The sequence below is a fragment of the Myceligenerans pegani genome, from assembly GCF_014892515.1.
Lineage (GTDB): Bacteria > Actinomycetota > Actinomycetes > Actinomycetales > Cellulomonadaceae > Myceligenerans > Myceligenerans pegani.
The window spans coordinates 24,312-41,690 of sequence record NZ_JADBGR010000016.1; the positions used below are offsets into that span (position 1 = coordinate 24,312).

At 72.7% G+C, this 17,379-nt stretch carries 16 protein-coding genes and 2 tRNA genes; 9 read left to right on the forward strand and 9 right to left on the reverse strand.

Going from position 1 to position 17,379, the window contains the following annotated elements:
• Positions 1–68: 68 nt before the first annotated feature.
• The 5 genes from IIE03_RS00770 to IIE03_RS00790 all read left to right on the forward strand — a co-directional run bounded on the left by IIE03_RS00770 (position 69) and on the right by IIE03_RS00790 (position 6,158).
• Positions 69–1,505: an MDR family MFS transporter gene (locus IIE03_RS00770; RefSeq protein WP_318842718.1), complete on the forward strand. Its 1,437-nt coding sequence runs from the start codon at positions 69–71 to the stop codon at positions 1,503–1,505.
• A gap of 121 nt (positions 1,506–1,626) precedes the next feature.
• Positions 1,627–4,035 carry a metallophosphoesterase gene (locus IIE03_RS00775; protein WP_318842719.1) on the forward strand — a complete coding sequence of 803 codons (2,409 nt, stop codon included), beginning with the start codon at positions 1,627–1,629 and terminating at the stop codon, positions 4,033–4,035.
• 69 nt (positions 4,036–4,104) lie between these two features.
• The gene (locus IIE03_RS00780; protein WP_192860844.1) at positions 4,105–5,403 is read left to right on the forward strand and encodes a deoxyguanosinetriphosphate triphosphohydrolase; all 1,299 of its coding nucleotides are present in this window, start codon (positions 4,105–4,107) and stop codon (positions 5,401–5,403) included.
• Between the two features lie 90 nt (positions 5,404–5,493).
• A complete protein-coding gene (locus IIE03_RS00785; RefSeq protein WP_192860828.1) occupies positions 5,494–5,763 on the forward strand; it encodes a hypothetical protein in 270 nt (89 codons plus the stop codon).
• Positions 5,760–6,158 (forward strand): type II toxin-antitoxin system VapC family toxin, encoded by a 399-nt coding sequence (locus IIE03_RS00790; RefSeq protein WP_225997049.1) that lies wholly within the window; start codon positions 5,760–5,762, stop codon positions 6,156–6,158. The genes IIE03_RS00785 and IIE03_RS00790 overlap by 4 nt, the downstream gene beginning before the upstream one ends.
• Positions 6,159–6,312: 154 nt before the next feature.
• Here IIE03_RS00790 and IIE03_RS00795 read toward each other — a convergent pair.
• The 3 genes from IIE03_RS00795 to IIE03_RS00805 all read right to left on the reverse strand — a co-directional run bounded on the left by IIE03_RS00795 (position 6,313) and on the right by IIE03_RS00805 (position 8,198).
• Positions 6,313–6,385: transfer RNA gene (locus tag IIE03_RS00795), tRNA-Asn, on the reverse strand.
• A gap of 102 nt (positions 6,386–6,487) precedes the next feature.
• A complete protein-coding gene (locus tag IIE03_RS00800) occupies positions 6,488–6,994 on the reverse strand; it encodes a hypothetical protein (RefSeq protein WP_192860829.1) in 507 nt (168 codons plus the stop codon).
• Positions 6,995–7,004: 10 nt separating this feature from the next.
• Positions 7,005–8,198 carry an AI-2E family transporter gene (locus IIE03_RS00805; protein ID WP_192860830.1) on the reverse strand — a complete coding sequence of 398 codons (1,194 nt, stop codon included), beginning with the start codon at positions 8,196–8,198 and terminating at the stop codon, positions 7,005–7,007.
• 183 nt (positions 8,199–8,381) lie between these two features.
• On the opposite strand from IIE03_RS00805, the gene IIE03_RS00810 reads away from it, so the two are divergent.
• The gene (locus IIE03_RS00810; RefSeq protein WP_192860831.1) at positions 8,382–9,554 is read left to right on the forward strand and encodes an FAD-dependent monooxygenase; all 1,173 of its coding nucleotides are present in this window, start codon (positions 8,382–8,384) and stop codon (positions 9,552–9,554) included.
• Between the two features lie 133 nt (positions 9,555–9,687).
• Here IIE03_RS00810 and IIE03_RS00815 read toward each other — a convergent pair.
• Positions 9,688–9,761 (reverse strand) — tRNA-Ile (locus IIE03_RS00815).
• A gap of 282 nt (positions 9,762–10,043) precedes the next feature.
• On the opposite strand from IIE03_RS00815, the gene def reads away from it, so the two are divergent.
• Both def and IIE03_RS00825 read left to right on the forward strand, forming a co-directional pair.
• On the forward strand, positions 10,044–10,529 hold the full coding sequence (def, locus tag IIE03_RS00820) for a peptide deformylase (RefSeq protein ID WP_192860832.1): 486 nt from the start codon (positions 10,044–10,046) through the stop codon (positions 10,527–10,529).
• Positions 10,530–10,775: 246 nt separating this feature from the next.
• Complete coding sequence (locus tag IIE03_RS00825) at positions 10,776–11,273, forward strand: DUF3145 domain-containing protein (RefSeq protein ID WP_192860833.1); 498 nt, start codon at positions 10,776–10,778, stop codon at positions 11,271–11,273.
• Between the two features lie 73 nt (positions 11,274–11,346).
• On the opposite strand, the gene IIE03_RS00830 is transcribed toward IIE03_RS00825, so the two are convergent.
• From IIE03_RS00830 to IIE03_RS00850, 5 genes are all read right to left on the reverse strand, one after another.
• A complete protein-coding gene (locus IIE03_RS00830; RefSeq protein ID WP_192860834.1) occupies positions 11,347–12,591 on the reverse strand; it encodes a beta-ketoacyl-[acyl-carrier-protein] synthase family protein in 1,245 nt (414 codons plus the stop codon).
• Between the two features lie 158 nt (positions 12,592–12,749).
• A complete protein-coding gene (locus tag IIE03_RS00835) occupies positions 12,750–12,998 on the reverse strand; it encodes an acyl carrier protein (RefSeq protein WP_123813823.1) in 249 nt (82 codons plus the stop codon).
• Positions 12,999–13,096: 98 nt separating this feature from the next.
• Positions 13,097–14,098 carry a beta-ketoacyl-ACP synthase III gene (locus IIE03_RS00840; RefSeq protein ID WP_192860835.1) on the reverse strand — a complete coding sequence of 334 codons (1,002 nt, stop codon included), beginning with the start codon at positions 14,096–14,098 and terminating at the stop codon, positions 13,097–13,099.
• Entirely contained in the window at positions 14,095–15,099 is a 1,005-nt protein-coding gene (locus IIE03_RS00845; protein WP_192860836.1) for an ACP S-malonyltransferase, read from the reverse strand. The genes IIE03_RS00840 and IIE03_RS00845 overlap by 4 nt, the downstream gene beginning before the upstream one ends.
• A 107-nt stretch (positions 15,100–15,206) precedes the next feature.
• Positions 15,207–16,508: a PucR family transcriptional regulator gene (locus IIE03_RS00850; protein WP_192860837.1), complete on the reverse strand. Its 1,302-nt coding sequence runs from the start codon at positions 16,506–16,508 to the stop codon at positions 15,207–15,209.
• A gap of 124 nt (positions 16,509–16,632) precedes the next feature.
• On the opposite strand from IIE03_RS00850, the gene IIE03_RS00855 reads away from it, so the two are divergent.
• Positions 16,633–17,334: a hypothetical protein gene (locus tag IIE03_RS00855; protein WP_192860838.1), complete on the forward strand. Its 702-nt coding sequence runs from the start codon at positions 16,633–16,635 to the stop codon at positions 17,332–17,334.
• Positions 17,335–17,379 lie beyond the last annotated feature (45 nt).

Below are 17,379 nucleotides of genomic sequence, written 5' to 3' on the forward strand. Positions count from 1 at the left end.
CAACGTGCCCTGGGCAACCTTGTACGGGGAGTGCACACCATGACCGCCGGGGCCCTCGGGGGCGCCGCGTGACCTCCGCCGCTCCCGCCCAGCCCGTCACCCGCCGCAGCGTCGGCCTCCGCTCGGAGCGCGGTCCCATCCTCGGATCCCTGATGCTCGCGGCCGCGCTCGTCGCGCTGGACGCCACGATCCTGGCGACCGCGGCGCAGACGATCGCCCGCGAGCTCGGGGGTTTCGAGCGCCTGCCGTGGGTGTTCTCCGTCTACATGCTGGCGCAGGCGGTGAGCGTGCCCGTGTACGGGCGGCTGGCCGACGTGCTCGGCCGCAAGCGCGTGATGCTCGCCGGCATCGGGCTGTTCCTGCTGGGCTCGGTGCTGTGCGGGCTGGCGCCGTCGATGACGTGGCTCATCGCCGGTCGCGTCGTGCAGGGGCTCGGCGCGGGCGCCGTCATGCCGATGTCGATGACCATCGTGGCCGACGTCTACACCCTGGCCGAGCGCGCGAAGACCCAGGGGTACCTGGCGAGCGTCTGGGCGATGTCGTCCGTGGTGGGGCCGACGCTGGGCGGGGTGTTCTCGCAGTTCGCCTCGTGGCGCTGGATCTTCTGGATCAACGTCCCGCTGTGCCTGCTGGCCGCCGGGATGTTGTGGCGCAGCTTCCACGAGTCCGGGCGCGACGGCGGCCGCGAGCCGATCGACTACGTCGGCGCCGCGTTGCTCACGACGGGCAGCACCGCCCTGTTGCTGGGCCTGCTGGAGGGTGCCTCCCTGCCCGGGACGCTGACGGCCGGGCTCTTCGTCCTCGCCGTGCTGCTGCTGGGCGGCTTCGCCTGGTGGGCCCTGCGGACCGCCCATCCGGTGTTCGACCTGCGGGTGCTGCGCCGTCGCGTGATCGGGTCGTCCACGGGCGCCGCCCTGATGGTCGGCGTCATCGTGCTCGGCCTGTCCACCTACATCCCGATCTACGCGCAGGGCGTGCTCGACGTCGGCCCGCTCGTCGCCGGGTTCGCCCTCGCCGCGATGATGCTGGGCTGGCCCCTGACGGCGACCTGGTCCGGCAGCTTCTACCTGCGCATCGGGTTCCGCGCCACGGGCCTCATCGGCTCGACGCTGGTGATCGCGGGTTCGCTGCTCGCGGTGTTCCTCCTCGGCGAGGACTCCGCGGTCTGGCAGGTCGGCGCGACCACGTTCCTCATCGGCGCGGGCATGGGACTGACCGCGGTTCCCACCCTCATCGCGGCCCAGACGAGCGCGCCCTGGCACGAGCGCGGCGCCGTCACCGGGATCAACATGTTCTCCCGCTCGATCGGCTCCGCCGTAGGCGTGGCGGTCTTCGGCGCCATCGTCAACGCGCACGCCCAGGTGGGCCCGGACGGCACGCCGGAGGGCCCCGGCCTCGCCCAGGCCATGCACCTCGTCTTCATCGCCACGGCGGCGTGCGCGGCGCTCATGCTCCTCGCGGTCGCGCTCATGCCGAAGGACCGGCCGGCGCCGGCCGGGGAATAGGCGCCTCTCCTGGCGTTCTCCGCGAGTTCATCGTCCGGCAGAGACGGGTTCAGGGAGCGGGCCCAGTCTGGGACGGGCCCGCCGATGCGGGCCCGCACCACCCCGGAGATTGGACCAGCCCGTGCACCCCACACCCACCGTGCCCGCGCGTACGAGCCGGACGGCTCGCCGCGTCGCGGGTGCCGCCCTCGCCCTGTTCGGCCTCGTCGCCCCGCTGGCGGCCACGCAGACCGGCCCCGCGGCGGCCGCCATCGACGACACCGCTGTCAGCGGGACCGCGGACGACACCGCCTCCCGCTTCACCCTCGCCGTCCTCCCGGACACGCAGTTCTACTCGCGCTACTCCGGCGACCAGTTCGTGCCTCGCTACGGTTCGGACCCCTACCAGGTGCAGACCGAGTGGCTCGCCGACGTCCAGGACGAGCTGCGCATCCCGTTCACGACACACCTGGGCGACGTCGTCGACCGCGTCGGCGTCGAGAACGAGTGGCGGGTCGCCGACACGGCGATGAGCACGCTCGAGGCGGCGTCCCTGCCGTACTCGATCCTGCCCGGCAACCACGACGTCCGGAACTCCGACGACCGGCTCACCGACGAGGACTACGACCTCGACGCCGAGCCGTACCTCGACTGGTTCGGCCCCGACCGCGCGGTCCGCAACGAGACCTACGGCGGCAGCGACCCGACGGGCCTCAGCGAGTACCACGTGTTCGAGGCCGAGGGGCAGCGGTTCCTCGTGCTCGCCATGACGTGGCGGGCGTCGGACACCACCATCGCCTGGGCGAACGAGGTCATCGACAGCCACCCCACGCTGCCCGTCATCCTCACGACCCACTCCCTGATCGACGTCGACACCGACGGCACCACGGCCAAGGACACCGAGTACGGCCTCAAGCTGTGGGACGAGCTGATCGCCCCGAACGACCAGATCTTCCTCACGTTCAACGGCCACTTCCACGGCGCCGCCCGCCAGACCCGCCTGAACGACGCCGGCCACGAGGTCACGCAGATCCTCATCGACTACCAGATGGCGTACGACGGCGGGAACGGCTACCTCGGCCTGCTCGAGTTCGACCTGACGAACGACCGCATCTCGATGCAGACCGCCTCCCCGTGGGTCACGTGGAAGCCGCAGGAGTCCCTCACCGCCTACGACCAGCCGTTCCTCGAGGGCCCGAACCAGCAGTTCACGATCGACATCGACTTCTCCGACCGGTTCGGCGGCTTCGCCCCGGAGTTCGGCCCCGGCACCCCTGACGAGCCGTCCCTCACGCAGCGCGCCCGTGACCTGCTCCTCGACGGGTTCACCGGCCCCGACCCGGTGACGACCCAGCCGCCGGCCTCCACCGGGGACTACCCCCGCGTGGACGGCACGCTCGCCCACTGGCGCTTCGGCGGCCTGGACGGCGTCCTGCCCGAGAACGCCGTCGTGCCCGACGTCGCCGGCGACAACGACATGCACCGCGTGCCGATCGGCGAGTCCGGATCGCCGGCGGCGCGGGTCGAGGACGTCACCGTCACCCACGACGAGGTCCACCCGCTCTCCTCCGACGGCGCGGCCGTCTGCTTCGCCGACTCCGACAAGACGGCGCAGCGCCTCAGCTACCTCGCCACCGACGCGGACGCCCCGGTGAACGACGTCGACCTCGCGGACGGCTACACGATCGAGACGTTCCTGAAGATCGACGGCGGCTTCACCGAGGACACCAACGCCTGGATGAAGGCCCTCGTCCGGTCCGGCAACCGCTCCCGGCTGCCCGGCATGCCCTGGTCGCGGTGGGACTACACCGCCTCACCCGTCGCGCTCGGGCTGTCGAACCTCAAGGAGTTCCAGTGGACCGAGGTCCCCGTCGAGACCACCAAGGGTGACCGCACCGCCTGGTCCGGCGAGATCATCCTGGACCGCTGGGTGCACGTCGCGCTGGTGAACGACCCGGCCGACAGCACCACCACGATGTACGTCGACGGCGCACCCGTGCTGCGCAACGCCACCGACACCCTCGGGCACAGCATCGAGCGGGACATGCCGTGGCTCATCGGCACCGACTGGGTCGACGACCACGCCACCAACGGCTGGCACGGCTGCGTCGGCGAGACCCGCGTCATCGACCACCCCACGGGGCCCGACGAGTGGCTCACGGGCCGCGCCGACCTCGACGGCCTCGCCGTCGACCTGTCCGACGGCGACCGCGTCCGCCACCTCCGTGAGGTGACCGGCACCGGCGTCCCGGGCGCCACCGTGGACGTCACGATCGAGCGCAACCGCCCGACCTGGCCCTGGGCCGGGCACCGCGGGGGCCGGGACCACTGGGGCTCGGACCACCGGGGCTCGGACCACTGGCCCTGGCCGCCCGAGGACCGCCGGATCACCACGGTCGTGGACGACGACGGCACGTGGTCCGCCCGCATCCGCCCGCAGCTCCGGAAGGGCGAGTACACGCTGCGTGCCACGCAGTCCCTCGGCGACCGCGATTCGGCACCCGTCGAGGCGACGTTCACCGTCACCCGGCGTCCTGGCCACCGTGGCTGACCCGGCACGCGGTCCGGCCGCCCGGGCCGGCGGGACCGCGTGCCGGAGCTGTCCGCCAGCAGGACTAGCCTGGTGGGCGTGAACGAGACCGCCGTGCCCGCCGCTCCGGCGTCGTACACCGACCACGACGCCGAGCGGTGGGTCACGGAACCGCCCAAGTCCATCTCACGCACCCCCTTCGAACGCGACCGCGCCCGCGTCGTGCACTCCTCGGCCCTGCGCCGCCTGGGTGCCAAGACCCAGGTGCTCGGCGCCGGCCACGACGACTTCGTGCGCACCCGCCTCACCCACTCCCTCGAGGTCGCCCAGGTGGGCCGCGAGACCGGCCGCAGCCTCGGCTGCGACCCCGACGTCGTCGACACCGCCTGCCTCACCCACGATCTCGGCCACCCGCCCTTCGGCCACAACGGGGAGACGGCGCTCGCCGAGCTGGCCCGGGGGATCGGGGGGTTCGAGGGGAACGCCCAGACGCTGCGGCTGCTGACGCGCCTGGAGCCCAAGGTCTTCGCGGAGGACGGGCGGCCCGTCGGCCTGAACCTCACGCGGGCGACGCTCGACGCGAGCGTGAAGTACCCGTGGGCGTACGGGGCGGGACCCGAGCGCCCCGACGGGCGGCCGAGCCGCAAGTTCGGCGTCTACCCCGACGACCTCCCGGTGTTCACGTGGCTGCGCGAGCGGGCGCCGCTCGGGGTCAAGTGCCTCGAGGCACAGGTCATGGACCTGGCCGACGACGTCGCCTACTCCGTGCACGACGTCGAGGACGGCGTGGTGGCGGGCCGGATCGATCTCGACCGCATGGCCCACGCGGAGGAACGGGCGCGCGTGGCCGAGCACGTGCGCGACTGGTACGGCGCGTGGTACTCGCCCGACGCGATCGACGCGGCGATCGGCCGCCTCCAGGACTACCTGCGCGGCGAGGGGTACCTGCTGCGCGCCTACGACGGGTCGCGGCGCTCGCTGGCGTCGCTCAAGGACATGACGAGCCAGCTCATCGGCCGGTTCGTGGGCGCGGCGACCGCGGCGACGCGCGACGAGTACGGGGACGGGCCGCTGACGCGGTACGCGGCGCGCCTCATGGTTCCCGAGGAGACCGAGCTGGAGATCCTCGCGCTCAAGGGCATCGCCGTGACCTACGTGATGGCGCCCCGCGGGATGGAGCCCCGGTACGAGCGCGAGCGGGAGATCCTCACCGACCTGGTGCACGTGCTCACCGAGCGCCCCGACGAGCTGGAGCCGTCGTTCGCCGCGGACTGGAAGGACGCCGTCGACGACGCGGGCCGGCTGCGCGTGGTGATCGACCAGGTGGCGTCGCTCACGGACCTGTCGGCCCTGGCTCTGCACACCCGGCTGACGCGGCCGAGAGGCTGATGCCTCGGCGCGAAGCACGCCGCACCGGCCCGCTCCCGTCAGCCACCTGACGCCTCGCGGCGCCTCGCCTTACAACGGTATGGTGTTGGTATGGCTAGCAAGAAGGTCACGATCACGCTCGACGAGGCGCTGGTCGAGGCACTGACCGCCGCGGCACACGAGGACGGGGTACCGGTCTCGCGCGTGGTGTCGAGCGCGGCCGAACGGGAGCTTCGCCGGCGAGCGGGGATGGCCGTGGTGCGCGAATGGGAGGCCGAGCACGGCGCGTTCACTCCCGAGGAGCTGGCCGCTGCGCGGGCTGAACTCGCGGAGGCCGAGGCGGCCCACCTGTCCCGGACGAAGAAGAACCCGGCCGCGTGAGCGCGATCCCCTACGTCTACGACACAGGGGCGCTCATCGCGCTGGAGAACGACGACCGCCGCGCGTGGGTACGGCACCGCCTCGCGCTCCAGGACGACACCCCGATCCACATCCCGGCCGGGGTCACCGCCCAGGTGTGGCGCGACCCGCGTCGACAGGTCCGGCTCGGCGAGATCATCTCGGCCTGCGCCGTCGAACCGCTCGATCTCGATGCGGCCAGGACTGTCGGCATCCTGTGCGGAAGGGCGCGCACCAGCGACGTCGTGGACGCCTCCGTCGTCACGCTCGCCGTGCGGCTCGGCGGGGCCGTCGTCTGGACGTCCGATCCCGGCGACATCGCCGCCCTTGCCGACGCGCGGGACGCCGGACCGACCATCACGATCCGCACCGTGTGACGCCCTCGCGTCCGGCAGTCGTTCACGTCGCGTTCGCGCTGGTCGACCCACGGCTCGACCTACAGTTACTCACCTTGTGCGCAGGAAATAGCAGGCGACATCAGAACGCACCGCAGGCCAGGACCCAAAGGGCTCTGGCCTGCGGTTTTGTGGGCTCCCCCGACTGGACTTGAACCAGTGACCTGCCGATTAACAGTCGGACGCTCTGCCAGCTGAGCTACGGGGGATCGTGCCGCCCGCGCGGTGTCCCGCCCGGCGACCTGCAAAAGAGTAGCAGGTCCGGCGCGGTGGGCCCGAATCGAAATCGGGGACCGCCCGAGCGACATCGATCACACCGGCAGGCCGACCGTGGAACGGGCGCGCGCCTCCGCCGCGTCGACTGCCGCCGCGACCTCCGGGTCGCTCAGGTCGAGGTCGGCGCCGCCCACCACCTGGGAGAACATGTCCCCGTTCGCCCGGCGCCGCACGGCGACCCGCGCGGACCGGCCGCCCGGCAGGTTCACGGGCGCGGCGTGCACCACGGACCACTGCACCCGTTCGCGCAGTGCCTGCGGGAAGGAGGCGCGCCCCTGCGACGCGAGCCGCAGGACCAGCGGGGCTCCGCCGTCGACCCACTCGACCGTGATGGTGCCGCTCTCGGGATCGGCGGACGCGCGGTCGACGTCGCACCACTCGCGGTCGACCGTGACCTCGCCCCCGCTCGCCACGAGAAGCGCGGCCCGCGACGCGAACGCCCAGTCGCCGCCGTCGAGCTCGGCGCGGGCCAGCGGTCGGTCGCCACCGTGCTCACGGAGCGCGGTGCGGACGGCCTCGGGGAGGCGCATGAACATCTCCATGGGCGCCACGCTACTGCGCCGGGGCCACGGGGTCCGGGGATGGCGTCGGCGGGCCCGCGCCGTCACCGGCCACGTCTTCCCCGGCCTCGTCCGGGCGGGCCCGCAGGCGGCTGAACACCGCCCACGACACCGCCGTGAGCGGCACCGCGATCACCGCGCCCAGCAGCCCGGCGAGCACCGTCCCGCAGGTGATGGCGAGCGCCATCGCCACGGGGTGCAGGTTCACCTGCTTGCCGGTGATGAGGGGCTGCAGCACGTTGGCGTCGATCTGGGCGATGACGGTCATCCCGACCGCGACGATGATCGCCGACGTCGGATCGCCGGTCGCGAGCGTGACGACGGCGCTGATGACGATGGCCGCGACGGGGCCCACCATCGGCACGAACACCGCCAGGAACACGACCACCGTGAGCGGCAGCGCGAGCGGGTTGTTCATGACGGTGAGGAAGACGCCGGCCATCGTCGCGTCGGCGAGAGCCACGAAGGCGATGCCACGCGTGTAGCCGGAGAAGGTGCGCCAGCCGGTCTCGCCGGCCGCTTCCCAGTTGCGGCGCGCCCGCGCGGGCAGCTGGTCGACGAACCACCGCCACATGGCGCCGCCGCCGGTGAGAAAGAAGATCGTGAGGAACATCCCCAGCACGACGACGGTGGCGCCGGTGGCGGCGAGGTTCGCGCCCTGCAGCGCCTGGTCGAGGACCGCGCCGCTGTTCTCCTCGAACCAGGTGCCGCCGTCGACGAGCCACTGCTCGCTCGTGCCGACGTCGAACGGCAGGGACTGGGCCAGGGAGTCGAGACCCGTGGTGAGCTGGGTGGTCAGGTCGTCGGCGCGAGCGGCGATCGTCGAGACGACGTACGTCGTCAGGCCGCCCACGACGGCCAGCAGGGTCAGGAGCGATGCGATCATCGCGAGGCCGCGCGGCAGGGCACGGTCGTAGAGGTTGCCCAGCGGCAGGAGGACGGCGGTGAGGACGAGCGCGAGGTACACCGCGACGAACACGATCTGCACGAGGCTGATCAGGTACACCACCAGGGCGATCACGGCGACGATGCCGATGAACCGCCATGCGGCGTCGCCGGTGGCGCGCAGCCAGGTGCGCTCGGGCCTGCCGGGTTCCGCTCCACGCACGACGGCGGTCGTGGCGGCTTCCGCGGCAATGCTCGGCTCTTCCGGGCCGGCGTTCCGTACCGGCGCGTGGGTGGTCATGACCGCTCCTGTCCTCGTGGTCTTCTCGGGTCTGCTGCCGTGCCAGGCGGACGAGCCCGCGCGGCGCGACGGAGGAAATGTATCGGTTTGCCAGCCTTCGTGACAGCGCCGCATGGACGCGGCGCACTTCAGGAAAGCACCATGAGCACTGCACCGCGCGCAAAGCTATCCCGGGAGGCTGACATGGGCAGGACGGCGATCGTGGTCGGGGCAGGGCTGGGCGGGCTCACCGCGGCCGTGGCGCTGCGGCGCTGCGGCTGGGACGTGGCGGTGGTCGAGCGCTCGCCGGAGCCGCGCACCACCGGCGCCGGGATCGTGCTGCTCGCCAACGCCCTCCGGGCGCTCGACGAGGCCGGCGCCGGTGAGGCCGTCCGGGCGCTGGGCAGCATCGTGTACCCCGGATCCCTGCGGGACGAGCGTGGCCGCGAGCTGGTGACGGTGGACGCGGCGCAGATCGAGCAGCGGCTGGGGACGCCCGCGATGGTGTTCCGCCGCTCCGAGCTGCAGGAGGCGATCGCCGGTCACCTGGAACCCGCCGTGATCCGCTACGGGGCGCGCGTGGCGGGGATCGAGCCCGGCGACGAGGCGGCCCGCCCCGCCGTGACGCTCGACGACGGCGAACGCCTGACCGCCGACCTGGTCGTGGGCGCGGACGGGGTGCGCGGCGTCAGCCGCGCCGTCGTCGTCCCCGACGCGCCCGAGCCCGCCTATGTCGGCTCCACGACCTGGCTGGCGATCACCGAGGCGCCCGGGATCGCCACCTCGTCGCAGACGTGGGGCCCCGGCGGTGAGGTCGGGTTGCTTCCGCTGAAGGACGGGCGGGTCTACTGGTACGCCACGCGGACCGGCCCGGCCGGCGGCGCGTCCGACGACGGCGCGCGGCACCTCGCCGAGGCCCGCGACGCGTTCGCCGGCTGGCACGAGCCGATCCCGGCGGTGATCGCCGGCACCCGGCCCGACCAGGTGCAGCGCGTGGACCTGTATGCCCTGCCCCGGCCCGTGCGCACGATGGTGCGCGGCCGTGCGGCGCTGGTCGGCGACGCCGCGCACGCCATGCCCCCGAACGTCGGCCAGGGTGGCGCGTCCTCGATCGAGGACGCGGTCGTGCTCGCGGCGTCGGTCAGCGGTGCGCCGTCGGTCGTCGAGGGGCTCCGCGCCTACGACGACGCCCGGCGGCCGCGCACCGCCGGCGTCCTGCGGGCGGCGTGGGCGTCGGCGCGGTTCGGCGAGCAACTGCGCAACCCGGTCGCGGTCGCGGCCCGTAACGCGCTGCTGCGCGTGCTGCCCTCACGCGTCTACCTGGACGGGATGCGCCGCTTCACCGAGTGGACGCCGCCGCGGCTGCCGGTGGGGTGAGGCCGGATCGCCGGAGTGATGCCGGGTCGCCCGCGGGCGTGCGGCCGGTACAAGACAGCGCGGGGTTTCCGCTGGGTCCGTGCCGGAGAACGGAAACGATGAGGCCCGGAATCCGTGGGATTCCGAGCTCTCGTGCCCCGTCTGGGACTTGAACCCAGGACCGACGGATTATGAGTCCGCTGCTCTGACCGACTGAGCTAACGGGGCGTGCGGCCCCGTCAGCCCCGCGGGCGGACGTTTCCGCGAGGAGGAGCCTACCTTGCGGAGCCGATAAATCCGTGGTGCCCAGGGCCTCCGCATCTCTACGGTGCGTGACGCGGCACGAGCCGCCCGGGAGCGTGGCCACGATGCAGGGTGGCGTGGTCGACAAAGGGCGTGGTCGCCGGAAAGCGCGTGGTCGCGGGCATGCGCAGGGGAGGTCAGGCGGGCAGCCGTGGGCATTGCCGTGCGGGTACGGCGTGTCAGCGTGGCGTGGAAGAATCTGCGTCCATGGCGATGCGTGAGATCCGGGTGATGCCCGACCCCGTCCTGCGAACCCCCTGCGATCGGATCACGACGGTGGACGATCGCGTGCGCGGGCTCGTGGCGGACCTCGTGGAGACCGTCGACGCCGAGGGGCGTGCCGGGCTGGCCGCGAACCAGATCGGGGTCGGTCTGCGGGCGTTCTCGTGGAACATCGAGGGGGAGATCGGGTACGTCCTCAACCCGACCATCGTCGAGCTGGGCGAGGAGACGCAGGACGGCGGCGAGGGATGCCTGTCCGTGCCGAACCTCTGGTACCCGACCGTCCGGGCGAACTATGCGCGTGTGGTGGGCACGGACCTGGACGGCAACGTGGTGGAGGTCTCCGGCGAGGGCCTGATGGCACGCTGCCTCCAGCACGAGTGCGACCACCTCGACGGCAAGCTCTACCTGGACCGGCTCGAGCGCGAGGCCCGCAAGGAGGCCATGCGCGAGCTGCGCGCACAGCTCTGACCGTTCGTTCTTCACTTGGACGACAGTCCAATAAGTCCGTTAAAGCGGTAATGTGGACCAGAAAGATGGTGGAAAGGTGAAACTTCTCGCCGTGAACGCGCTACTTCGCGTGCACGGGGCCGAGGAGTCGTGCAGGATGGGCAGCGGACGTAGTAGTGCACGCTGACATCACGCACGACGCTCGGCCACAGCGCCACCGCCCGGTGAGGACGTAGGGGAAGACGTGCCTCGACCAGGGAGGAAGACATGGCCGGCGGAATAGTTCGTGGTGTGCTGTTCGTGCATTCTGCGCCCCGTGCCCTCTGTCCGCACATCGAGTGGCAGGCAGGCGGCGTCCTGGACCTTCGGGTCACGATGGACTGGACGCCGCAGCCTGCGGGGCGCGGGCTCTACAGAACCGAATACTCATGGCAGGGGCCGCAGGGGACGGGCGCCAAGCTGGCGTCCGCCCTGCGCGGCTGGGATCACCTGCGCTACGAGGTGACGGAGGAACCGAGCCAGGGCGTCGACGGCGCCCGCTGGTCGCATACTCCCGACCTCGGCATTTTTCATGCCATGACCGACGTCCATGGCAACATCGTCATCCCCGAGGACAGGGTGCGAGCCGCGCTCGACCACAGCGACCCCCGCGCCGTCCGCGACGCCCTGGACCTCGCCCTGGGCGCCGCATGGGACGACGAGCTCGAGCCCTTCCGCCAGGCGGGTGCCGGTGCCCCGGTCCGCTGGCTCCACCAGGTCGGCTAGCGCCCCGCCGCGCGAGAACGACGAGGCCCCGGGTCCGCGATCGCTCGCGGCCCCGGGGTTCTGTCGGCGCTGATCAGGCGTTCTGGATCAACAGCGCCACGTTGTGGCCGCCGAACCCGAACGAGTTGTTGATCGCGGCGATGTCGCCGCCGGGCAGCTTCGCGGGCTCGTCCCGCACCAGCGGGACCTGCAGTTCCGGGTCCGGGTTCGCGACGTTGATGGTCGGCGGGGCGAGCCGCTCCGCCACGGCCTTCACCGTGAACATCGTCTCGATCGCGCCCGCACCGCCGAGCAGGTGCCCCGTCATGGACTTCGTCGCCGACAACTGCACGTGGTCCGCGTCGCTCCCGAACAGGCGTCGGATCGACGCCGTCTCGGTCAGGTCGCCCACCTTGGTGGACGTGGCGTGGGCGTTGACGTGCACGACGTCGGCCGCCGTCACCCGGGCGTCCTCCATCGCTGCGCGCATCGCCGCGACCTGACCCGTCCCGTCCGGGTCGGGCGAGGTGATGTGGTACGCGTCGGACGACAGCCCCACACCGCTCACCTTCGCGTACACCCGCGCGCCGCGGGCGGCGGCGTACTCGGCGCTCTCCAGCACCACGACGGCCGCGCCCTCACCGATGACGAAGCCGTCCCGGTCGACGTCGTACGGGCGGGAGGCGCCCTCGGGGTCGTCGTTGCGCAGCGACAGCGTGCGCGACGCGGCGAACGCGGCGATCGGCATCGGATGGATCGTGGCCTCGGTACCGCCGGCGACGACGACGTCGGCGCGGCCCGTGCGGATCATCTCGACGCCGTACCCGATGGCCTCGGCCCCCGAGGCGCACGCCGACACGAGCGCGTGGGCGCCTGCCCTGGCGCCCAGGTCGAGCGACACGAACGCGGTGGGGGAGTTCGGCATGAGCATCGGCACCGTCATGGGCAGCAGCCGGCGGGCGCCGCGCTCGCGCAGCGTGTCCCAGCCGTCGAGCAGCGTCCACACGCCGCCGATCCCGGACGACACGACGGATCCCAGCCGCTCGCCGTCCACCTCGGGCTCCCCGGCGTCCCTCCACGCCTCGCGCGCGGCGATCACGGCGTACTGCGCGGACGGGTCCATGCGCTTGAGCTCGGGCCGCTTGAGCACCTCTTCCGGCTTGACCTTGATGGTCGCCGCGAAGTTCACGGGGATCTCGTAGCGCTCGGCCCAGTCGTTGTCCATGGTGCGCGCACCGGACTTCCCGGCGAGCGCGGCCTCCCAGGTGGAGGGCACGTCCCCGCCGAGCGGTGTGGTGGCGCCGAGGCCGGTGACGACGACGTCGCGTGCGGAGGTCATGGGGTCTGGCTCCTGGGTAGGTGGTGCGATGGGATGTGATGTCCGACGGCGGTCCGGCGGGCCTTCGCGACGGAGGGCCACCGGACCGCCGCCGTCGGACGGTGCGGGCGACGGCGGTGTGCCGGCCCGTGCCCGTCAAGACACGAGCCCGTGGGGGGTCAGTCCTGGGCGGTCTTGATGTAGCTCACGGCGTCGCCGACGGTCGCGAGGTTCTTGACCTCCTCGTCGGGGATGCGGACACCGAACTTGTCCTCGGCGTGCGTGACGATCGTCATCATCGACAGCGAGTCGATGTCGAGGTCGTCGGTGAAGGACTTCTCCAGCGCGACGTCGGCAGTGTCGAGGCCGGTCTCCTCGGCGACGATCTCGGCGAGACCCGTGAGGATCTCCTGCTCGGTGTTGGCCATGGGGCTTCCTTTTCTTCTCGGTGGGAGCCGGGGCTCCCGGGGGAATTACGTGACCGCTCGTGTCGGCGTGCGCCGGGGCGAGCGGTACGAAGCGAAGGTTACGGCAGGACGATGACCTGCGCGGCGTACACCAGTCCGGCGCCGAAGCCGATCTGCAGGGCGATGTCGCCGGACTTGGCGTGGCCCTCCTCGAGGAGGCGCACGGTGGCCAGCGGGATCGAGGCCGCCGACGTGTTGCCGGTGTCGGCGATGTCACGGGCGACCACGACCGAGTCGGGCAGCTTCAGCTGCTTGACGAGCTGGTCGATGATGCGCATGTTCGCCTGGTGCGGCACGAACACCTGGATGTCCTCAGGGGTGACGCCGGCGTCGGCCATGGCCTTCGCGGCGATCGGCGCCATCTGGAAGGACGCCCACTTGAAGACGGTGGGACCGTCCTGCCGGAGCGTCGGCCAGCCGAGTGAGGCGTCCTCGCGCCACTCCTGCCACGAATGGGTCTGCCGGATGGCGGTGTGCTTGGAACCGTCCGAGCCCCACACCGTGGGCCCGATGCCGGGCGTGTCCGACGGCCCGACGACCGCGGCGCCCGCACCGTCCCCGAGCAGGAACGAGATGGAGCGGTCGGTCGGGTCGACGATCTCCGACAGCTTCTCGGCGCCGATCACGAGCACGTTCCGGGCGAGCCCGGCGCGCACGAGGCCGTCCGCCTGGCCGATGCCGTAGGTGTACCCGGCGCAGGCGGCCGAGATGTCGAAGGCGGCGGCCGGGGTCGCGCCCAGCCGGTCGGCGAGGATCGAGGCCGCCGACGGCGTCATGTGCATGTGCGTGATCGTCGAGACGATCACCGCGTCGATGTCCGCGCCCGTGAGGCCGGCGGCGTCGAGCGCCTTGCGGGCCGCGGCCTCGGACATGTCGAGCACGTCCCGGTCGGCGCCCGCGCGGCGACGGGTCACGATGCCCGTGCGCTGCTGGATCCACTCGTCGGACGAGTCGATGGGGCCGGCGATGTCGTCGTTGGTGACGACGTTCTCGCCGCGCTCCGCGCCGATCGCGAGGATGCGGGAGTACCGCGTGGGCTGGGACTGCTGCAGGAGGGTCACTGTGCTGCTCCGGGATTCGTGGCGGCGGGGGTGCCGGCGGACTCGGCGCCGGCGGCGCTGTGGCGGGCGATGAGGTCACGAGCGGCGTCGACGTCGTCGGGCGACTTCACCGCGAGGGTCTCCACGCCCTTGAGGCCGCGCTTGGCGAGGCCGGTCAGCACGCCGCCGGGGGCGAGCTCCAGCAGGGCCGTCACGCCGCGGGCGGCGAGCGTCTCCATGACCAGGTCCCACCGGACGGGCGCGGTGACCTGCGCCGCGAGGTTGGACAGCACGTCGGAGGCAGTGCCGTGGCCGTGTGCCCCGCCGGCGTAGGCCGTGCCGTCGAGGTCGGCCAGGAAGGGGAGCACGGGATCGGCCGCCCCCGGGAAGCCGGTCGCGGCGGGCTCGAACTCGGCGCGGGCCGAGTCCATGAACGGCGTGTGGAACGCACCGGCGACCTGCAACGGGATCACGCGGGCGCGCTCGGGCGGGTTGTCCGCCAGCTTCGCGAGGCCGTCGAGCGCGCCCGCGGCGACCACCTGGCCGCCGCCGTTCACGTTCGCGGGCCACAGCCCGGCCGCCTCGATCGCGGCGAGCACCTCGTCGGGCTTCCCGCCGACCACGGCGCTCATGCCCGACGGCGCCGCCGCGGCGGCCTTCGCCATCGCGCGGGCACGCACCGAGACCAGCCCGGCCGCTCCGGCGTCGGACACGACCCCGGCCACGGCGGCGGCGGCCAGCTCACCGACGGAGTGGCCCGCGGTGACGTCCACGACGGCGGCCGCGTCCCGGCCGTCCAGGATCACGCGCAGGGCGAGCAGCGACGACGCGACGATCAGCGGCTGCGCGACAGCGGTGTCGCGGATCGTGTCCGCGTCCGACGTCGTGCCGTGGGCGGCGAGATCGGTCTCCGCGGCCTCCGAGGCGGCGGAGAGCAGGTCGGACGCTCCGGGCAGTTCGAGCCAGGGGCTGAGCATCCCGGGGGACTGAGAACCCTGTCCAGGGCAGACGACGGCGAGCACCCGTCCACTCTGCCAACGCGATCTCAGCCCGGGACGTCGCGACGCGTACCAAGGTTTTCGGAGGCAATTGTGGGATGTCTACAAGACTCGAGGCCGCGAGGAGGGCGTCATCGCTCGCCGAGCTGGCCGAGCGCGAGCGCCACCTGCAGCACGAACGACTCACGCGCGTCGAGCGGGTCCCAGCCCGTGATCTCCGAGACCTTGCGCAACCGGTAGCGCACCGTGTTGGGGTGGACGTACAGGCGGCGGGCCGCCGCCTCCAGGGACCGCCCCGTCCCCAGGTACGCCGACAGCGTCTCCAGCACCGAGCCCCCCGCCTCCGCCAGCGGGGTGTACGCCTGGGTCACCAGGGTGCGCCGGGCCGACGCGTCGCCGGTCAGGACACGCTCGGGAAGCAGGTCGTCGGCCATCACCGGGCGCGGGGCCTGCGGCCACGCCGGCGCGGCCGCCATCCCGGCCAGCGCCGATCGCGCGGACCGGGCGGCGTCGTCCAGGCCGGACACCGCCGACCCGATCACCACCGGACCCGGCCCGAACCGGCCGAGCAGGCCGGTCGCGGCCTCCACCAGGTCCCCCTCACCCCCGAGCACGAGGACGAGCCGGTCGCCGTGGATCCCGACCAGGGCGTCACCGGCGCTGCGCCGCGCCGCGCGCCGCAGCTCGGCGGCCCTGACCTCGTCCAGGCCGGGGTTGGTGGTGCCGACGACGACGAGCGTGCCGCCCTTGCCGCTCCAGCCCAGGGCCGACATCCGGCTGCGCAGCGCGTCGTTGCCGTCCCCCCGCACCAGCGCGTCCACGACGAGCGCCTCCAGCCGGGCGTCCCACGCACCCCGCACCTCGGCGGCGCGGGCGTAGATCTCGGCCGCCGAGAACGCGATCTCGCGCGAGTACCGCAGCACGGCCTCGCGCAGCTCCCGCTCCCCGCCCGGCGCGGCGATCTGGTCCGACATGTCCTCCACGACGTCGACACCGCAGCGCACGAGCTGCAGCGTCTGCTGCAACGAGATCGTGCGCGTCAGCTCCGGGGGAGCGGCCGAGAACATCTTGTCCACCCCGTGCGGCGGGCGGTGCGGGTCGGCGAACCAGGTGATGAACGCGTTGACACCGGCCTGCGCGACGAGCCCCACGTAGGACCGGTCCTCCGCCGGCAGGTCCCGGTACCAGGACAGATGCTCGTCCAGGCGGCGCAGCGTCGCCGACGTCAGCTTGCCGCTCGCGTCGCGGACCCGCCGCAGGTTCTCCCCGCTGGTCGCCTCCCCGCCAGTTTCGCCATCGGGCGCCGCGGCCTTCCGGCCGGACGCCGGACGCGCCTTGCGGCCGGACGCCCCGGGCGCCCTGCCGGGCTCGGAACTCGTCTTGCGGCCGGGCGAGGAGCCGGTCGAGGGTGCGGTCTTCGGCGATGCGGGCACGGGGCGAGAATACGGGCCCGGTTGTACGGAGTCCACAAACGGACTAATCGCTCACCGCTTGCGGCGGCCCGGGGAACCGTGCTTTCAGCGGCCGGGCCAGGCCCGCCCCTGTAGGGTCGAGGGTATGGCCCTGATGCACCGGCTCCGCCGCCTCATCCGCAGGCCTACCTCTGCTTCCAGCGTCGGCGCACGCCACCCGTCGCCGTCTGCCCCACGTCGAGGAGACACCATCCACGAGGACGCGCTACGAGCTCAACTCGCTGACGACCCGAACAACATCGAGGCCTTCACCGCGCTCGCGGACATGGTCCGACGTCATGCTGCCGAGGGCCACAGCGAGCCGGACCCGTTGCGCGAGGCCGAGCACGAGTTCACCGCCGCCGAACTGCGTAGCCAGGCCGCCGACCTGGCGGTCTGGGCGCTCGCCGAGGAGATCGGCGGCAACCCGCGCGGCTGGTACCCGCTGGTGGAACTGGGGCGGCTGTCACTGGCGGAGGACCCGGAGGGCGCGGTGCGGCGGTTCACGACGGCGGCCGAGCGCGACCCGGAGGGACGGGCGCTCGCCGAAGGGCTGGCGATCCTGCGCGGGGCGGGCATGCCGGTGGAGGCGCTGGGGCTCGGCGTCGGGCACTGGAAGGTACGGGAGCACACGCCCGAGGTGGGGCAGCACCTGGTCCGCGCCGCGCTCGAGGCGGACCGGATCTCCGACGCGAAGCAGCACCTGCGAGCGTTGGGGCTGCACCCGGACCGGGACGCCGTGGCGAAGCTCCGGACGGAGCTGGAGAAGGAGATCGCCGCGAGCGAGCGGCGCGCGGCCGGGACCTGACGGCAGGCCACCGCATTTTCGGCGGGTGTGGGAGCGCTTGCGGGG

Coding starts and splice junctions, on each gene's coding strand:
- IIE03_RS00785 (WP_192860828.1), top strand. CDS start 5,494: ATGGCTAGCAAGAAGGTCACGATCACGCTCGACGAGGCGCTGGTCGAG.
- IIE03_RS00800 (WP_192860829.1), bottom strand. CDS start 6,994: ATGGAGATGTTCATGCGCCTCCCCGAGGCCGTCCGCACCGCGCTCCGT.
- IIE03_RS00805 (WP_192860830.1), bottom strand. CDS start 8,198: ATGACCACCCACGCGCCGGTACGGAACGCCGGCCCGGAAGAGCCGAGC.
- IIE03_RS00810 (WP_192860831.1), top strand. CDS start 8,382: ATGGGCAGGACGGCGATCGTGGTCGGGGCAGGGCTGGGCGGGCTCACC.
- def (WP_192860832.1), top strand. CDS start 10,044: ATGGCGATGCGTGAGATCCGGGTGATGCCCGACCCCGTCCTGCGAACC.
- IIE03_RS00825 (WP_192860833.1), top strand. CDS start 10,776: ATGGCCGGCGGAATAGTTCGTGGTGTGCTGTTCGTGCATTCTGCGCCC.
- IIE03_RS00830 (WP_192860834.1), bottom strand. CDS start 12,591: ATGACCTCCGCACGCGACGTCGTCGTCACCGGCCTCGGCGCCACCACA.
- IIE03_RS00835 (WP_123813823.1), bottom strand. CDS start 12,998: ATGGCCAACACCGAGCAGGAGATCCTCACGGGTCTCGCCGAGATCGTC.
- IIE03_RS00855 (WP_192860838.1), top strand. CDS start 16,633: ATGGCCCTGATGCACCGGCTCCGCCGCCTCATCCGCAGGCCTACCTCT.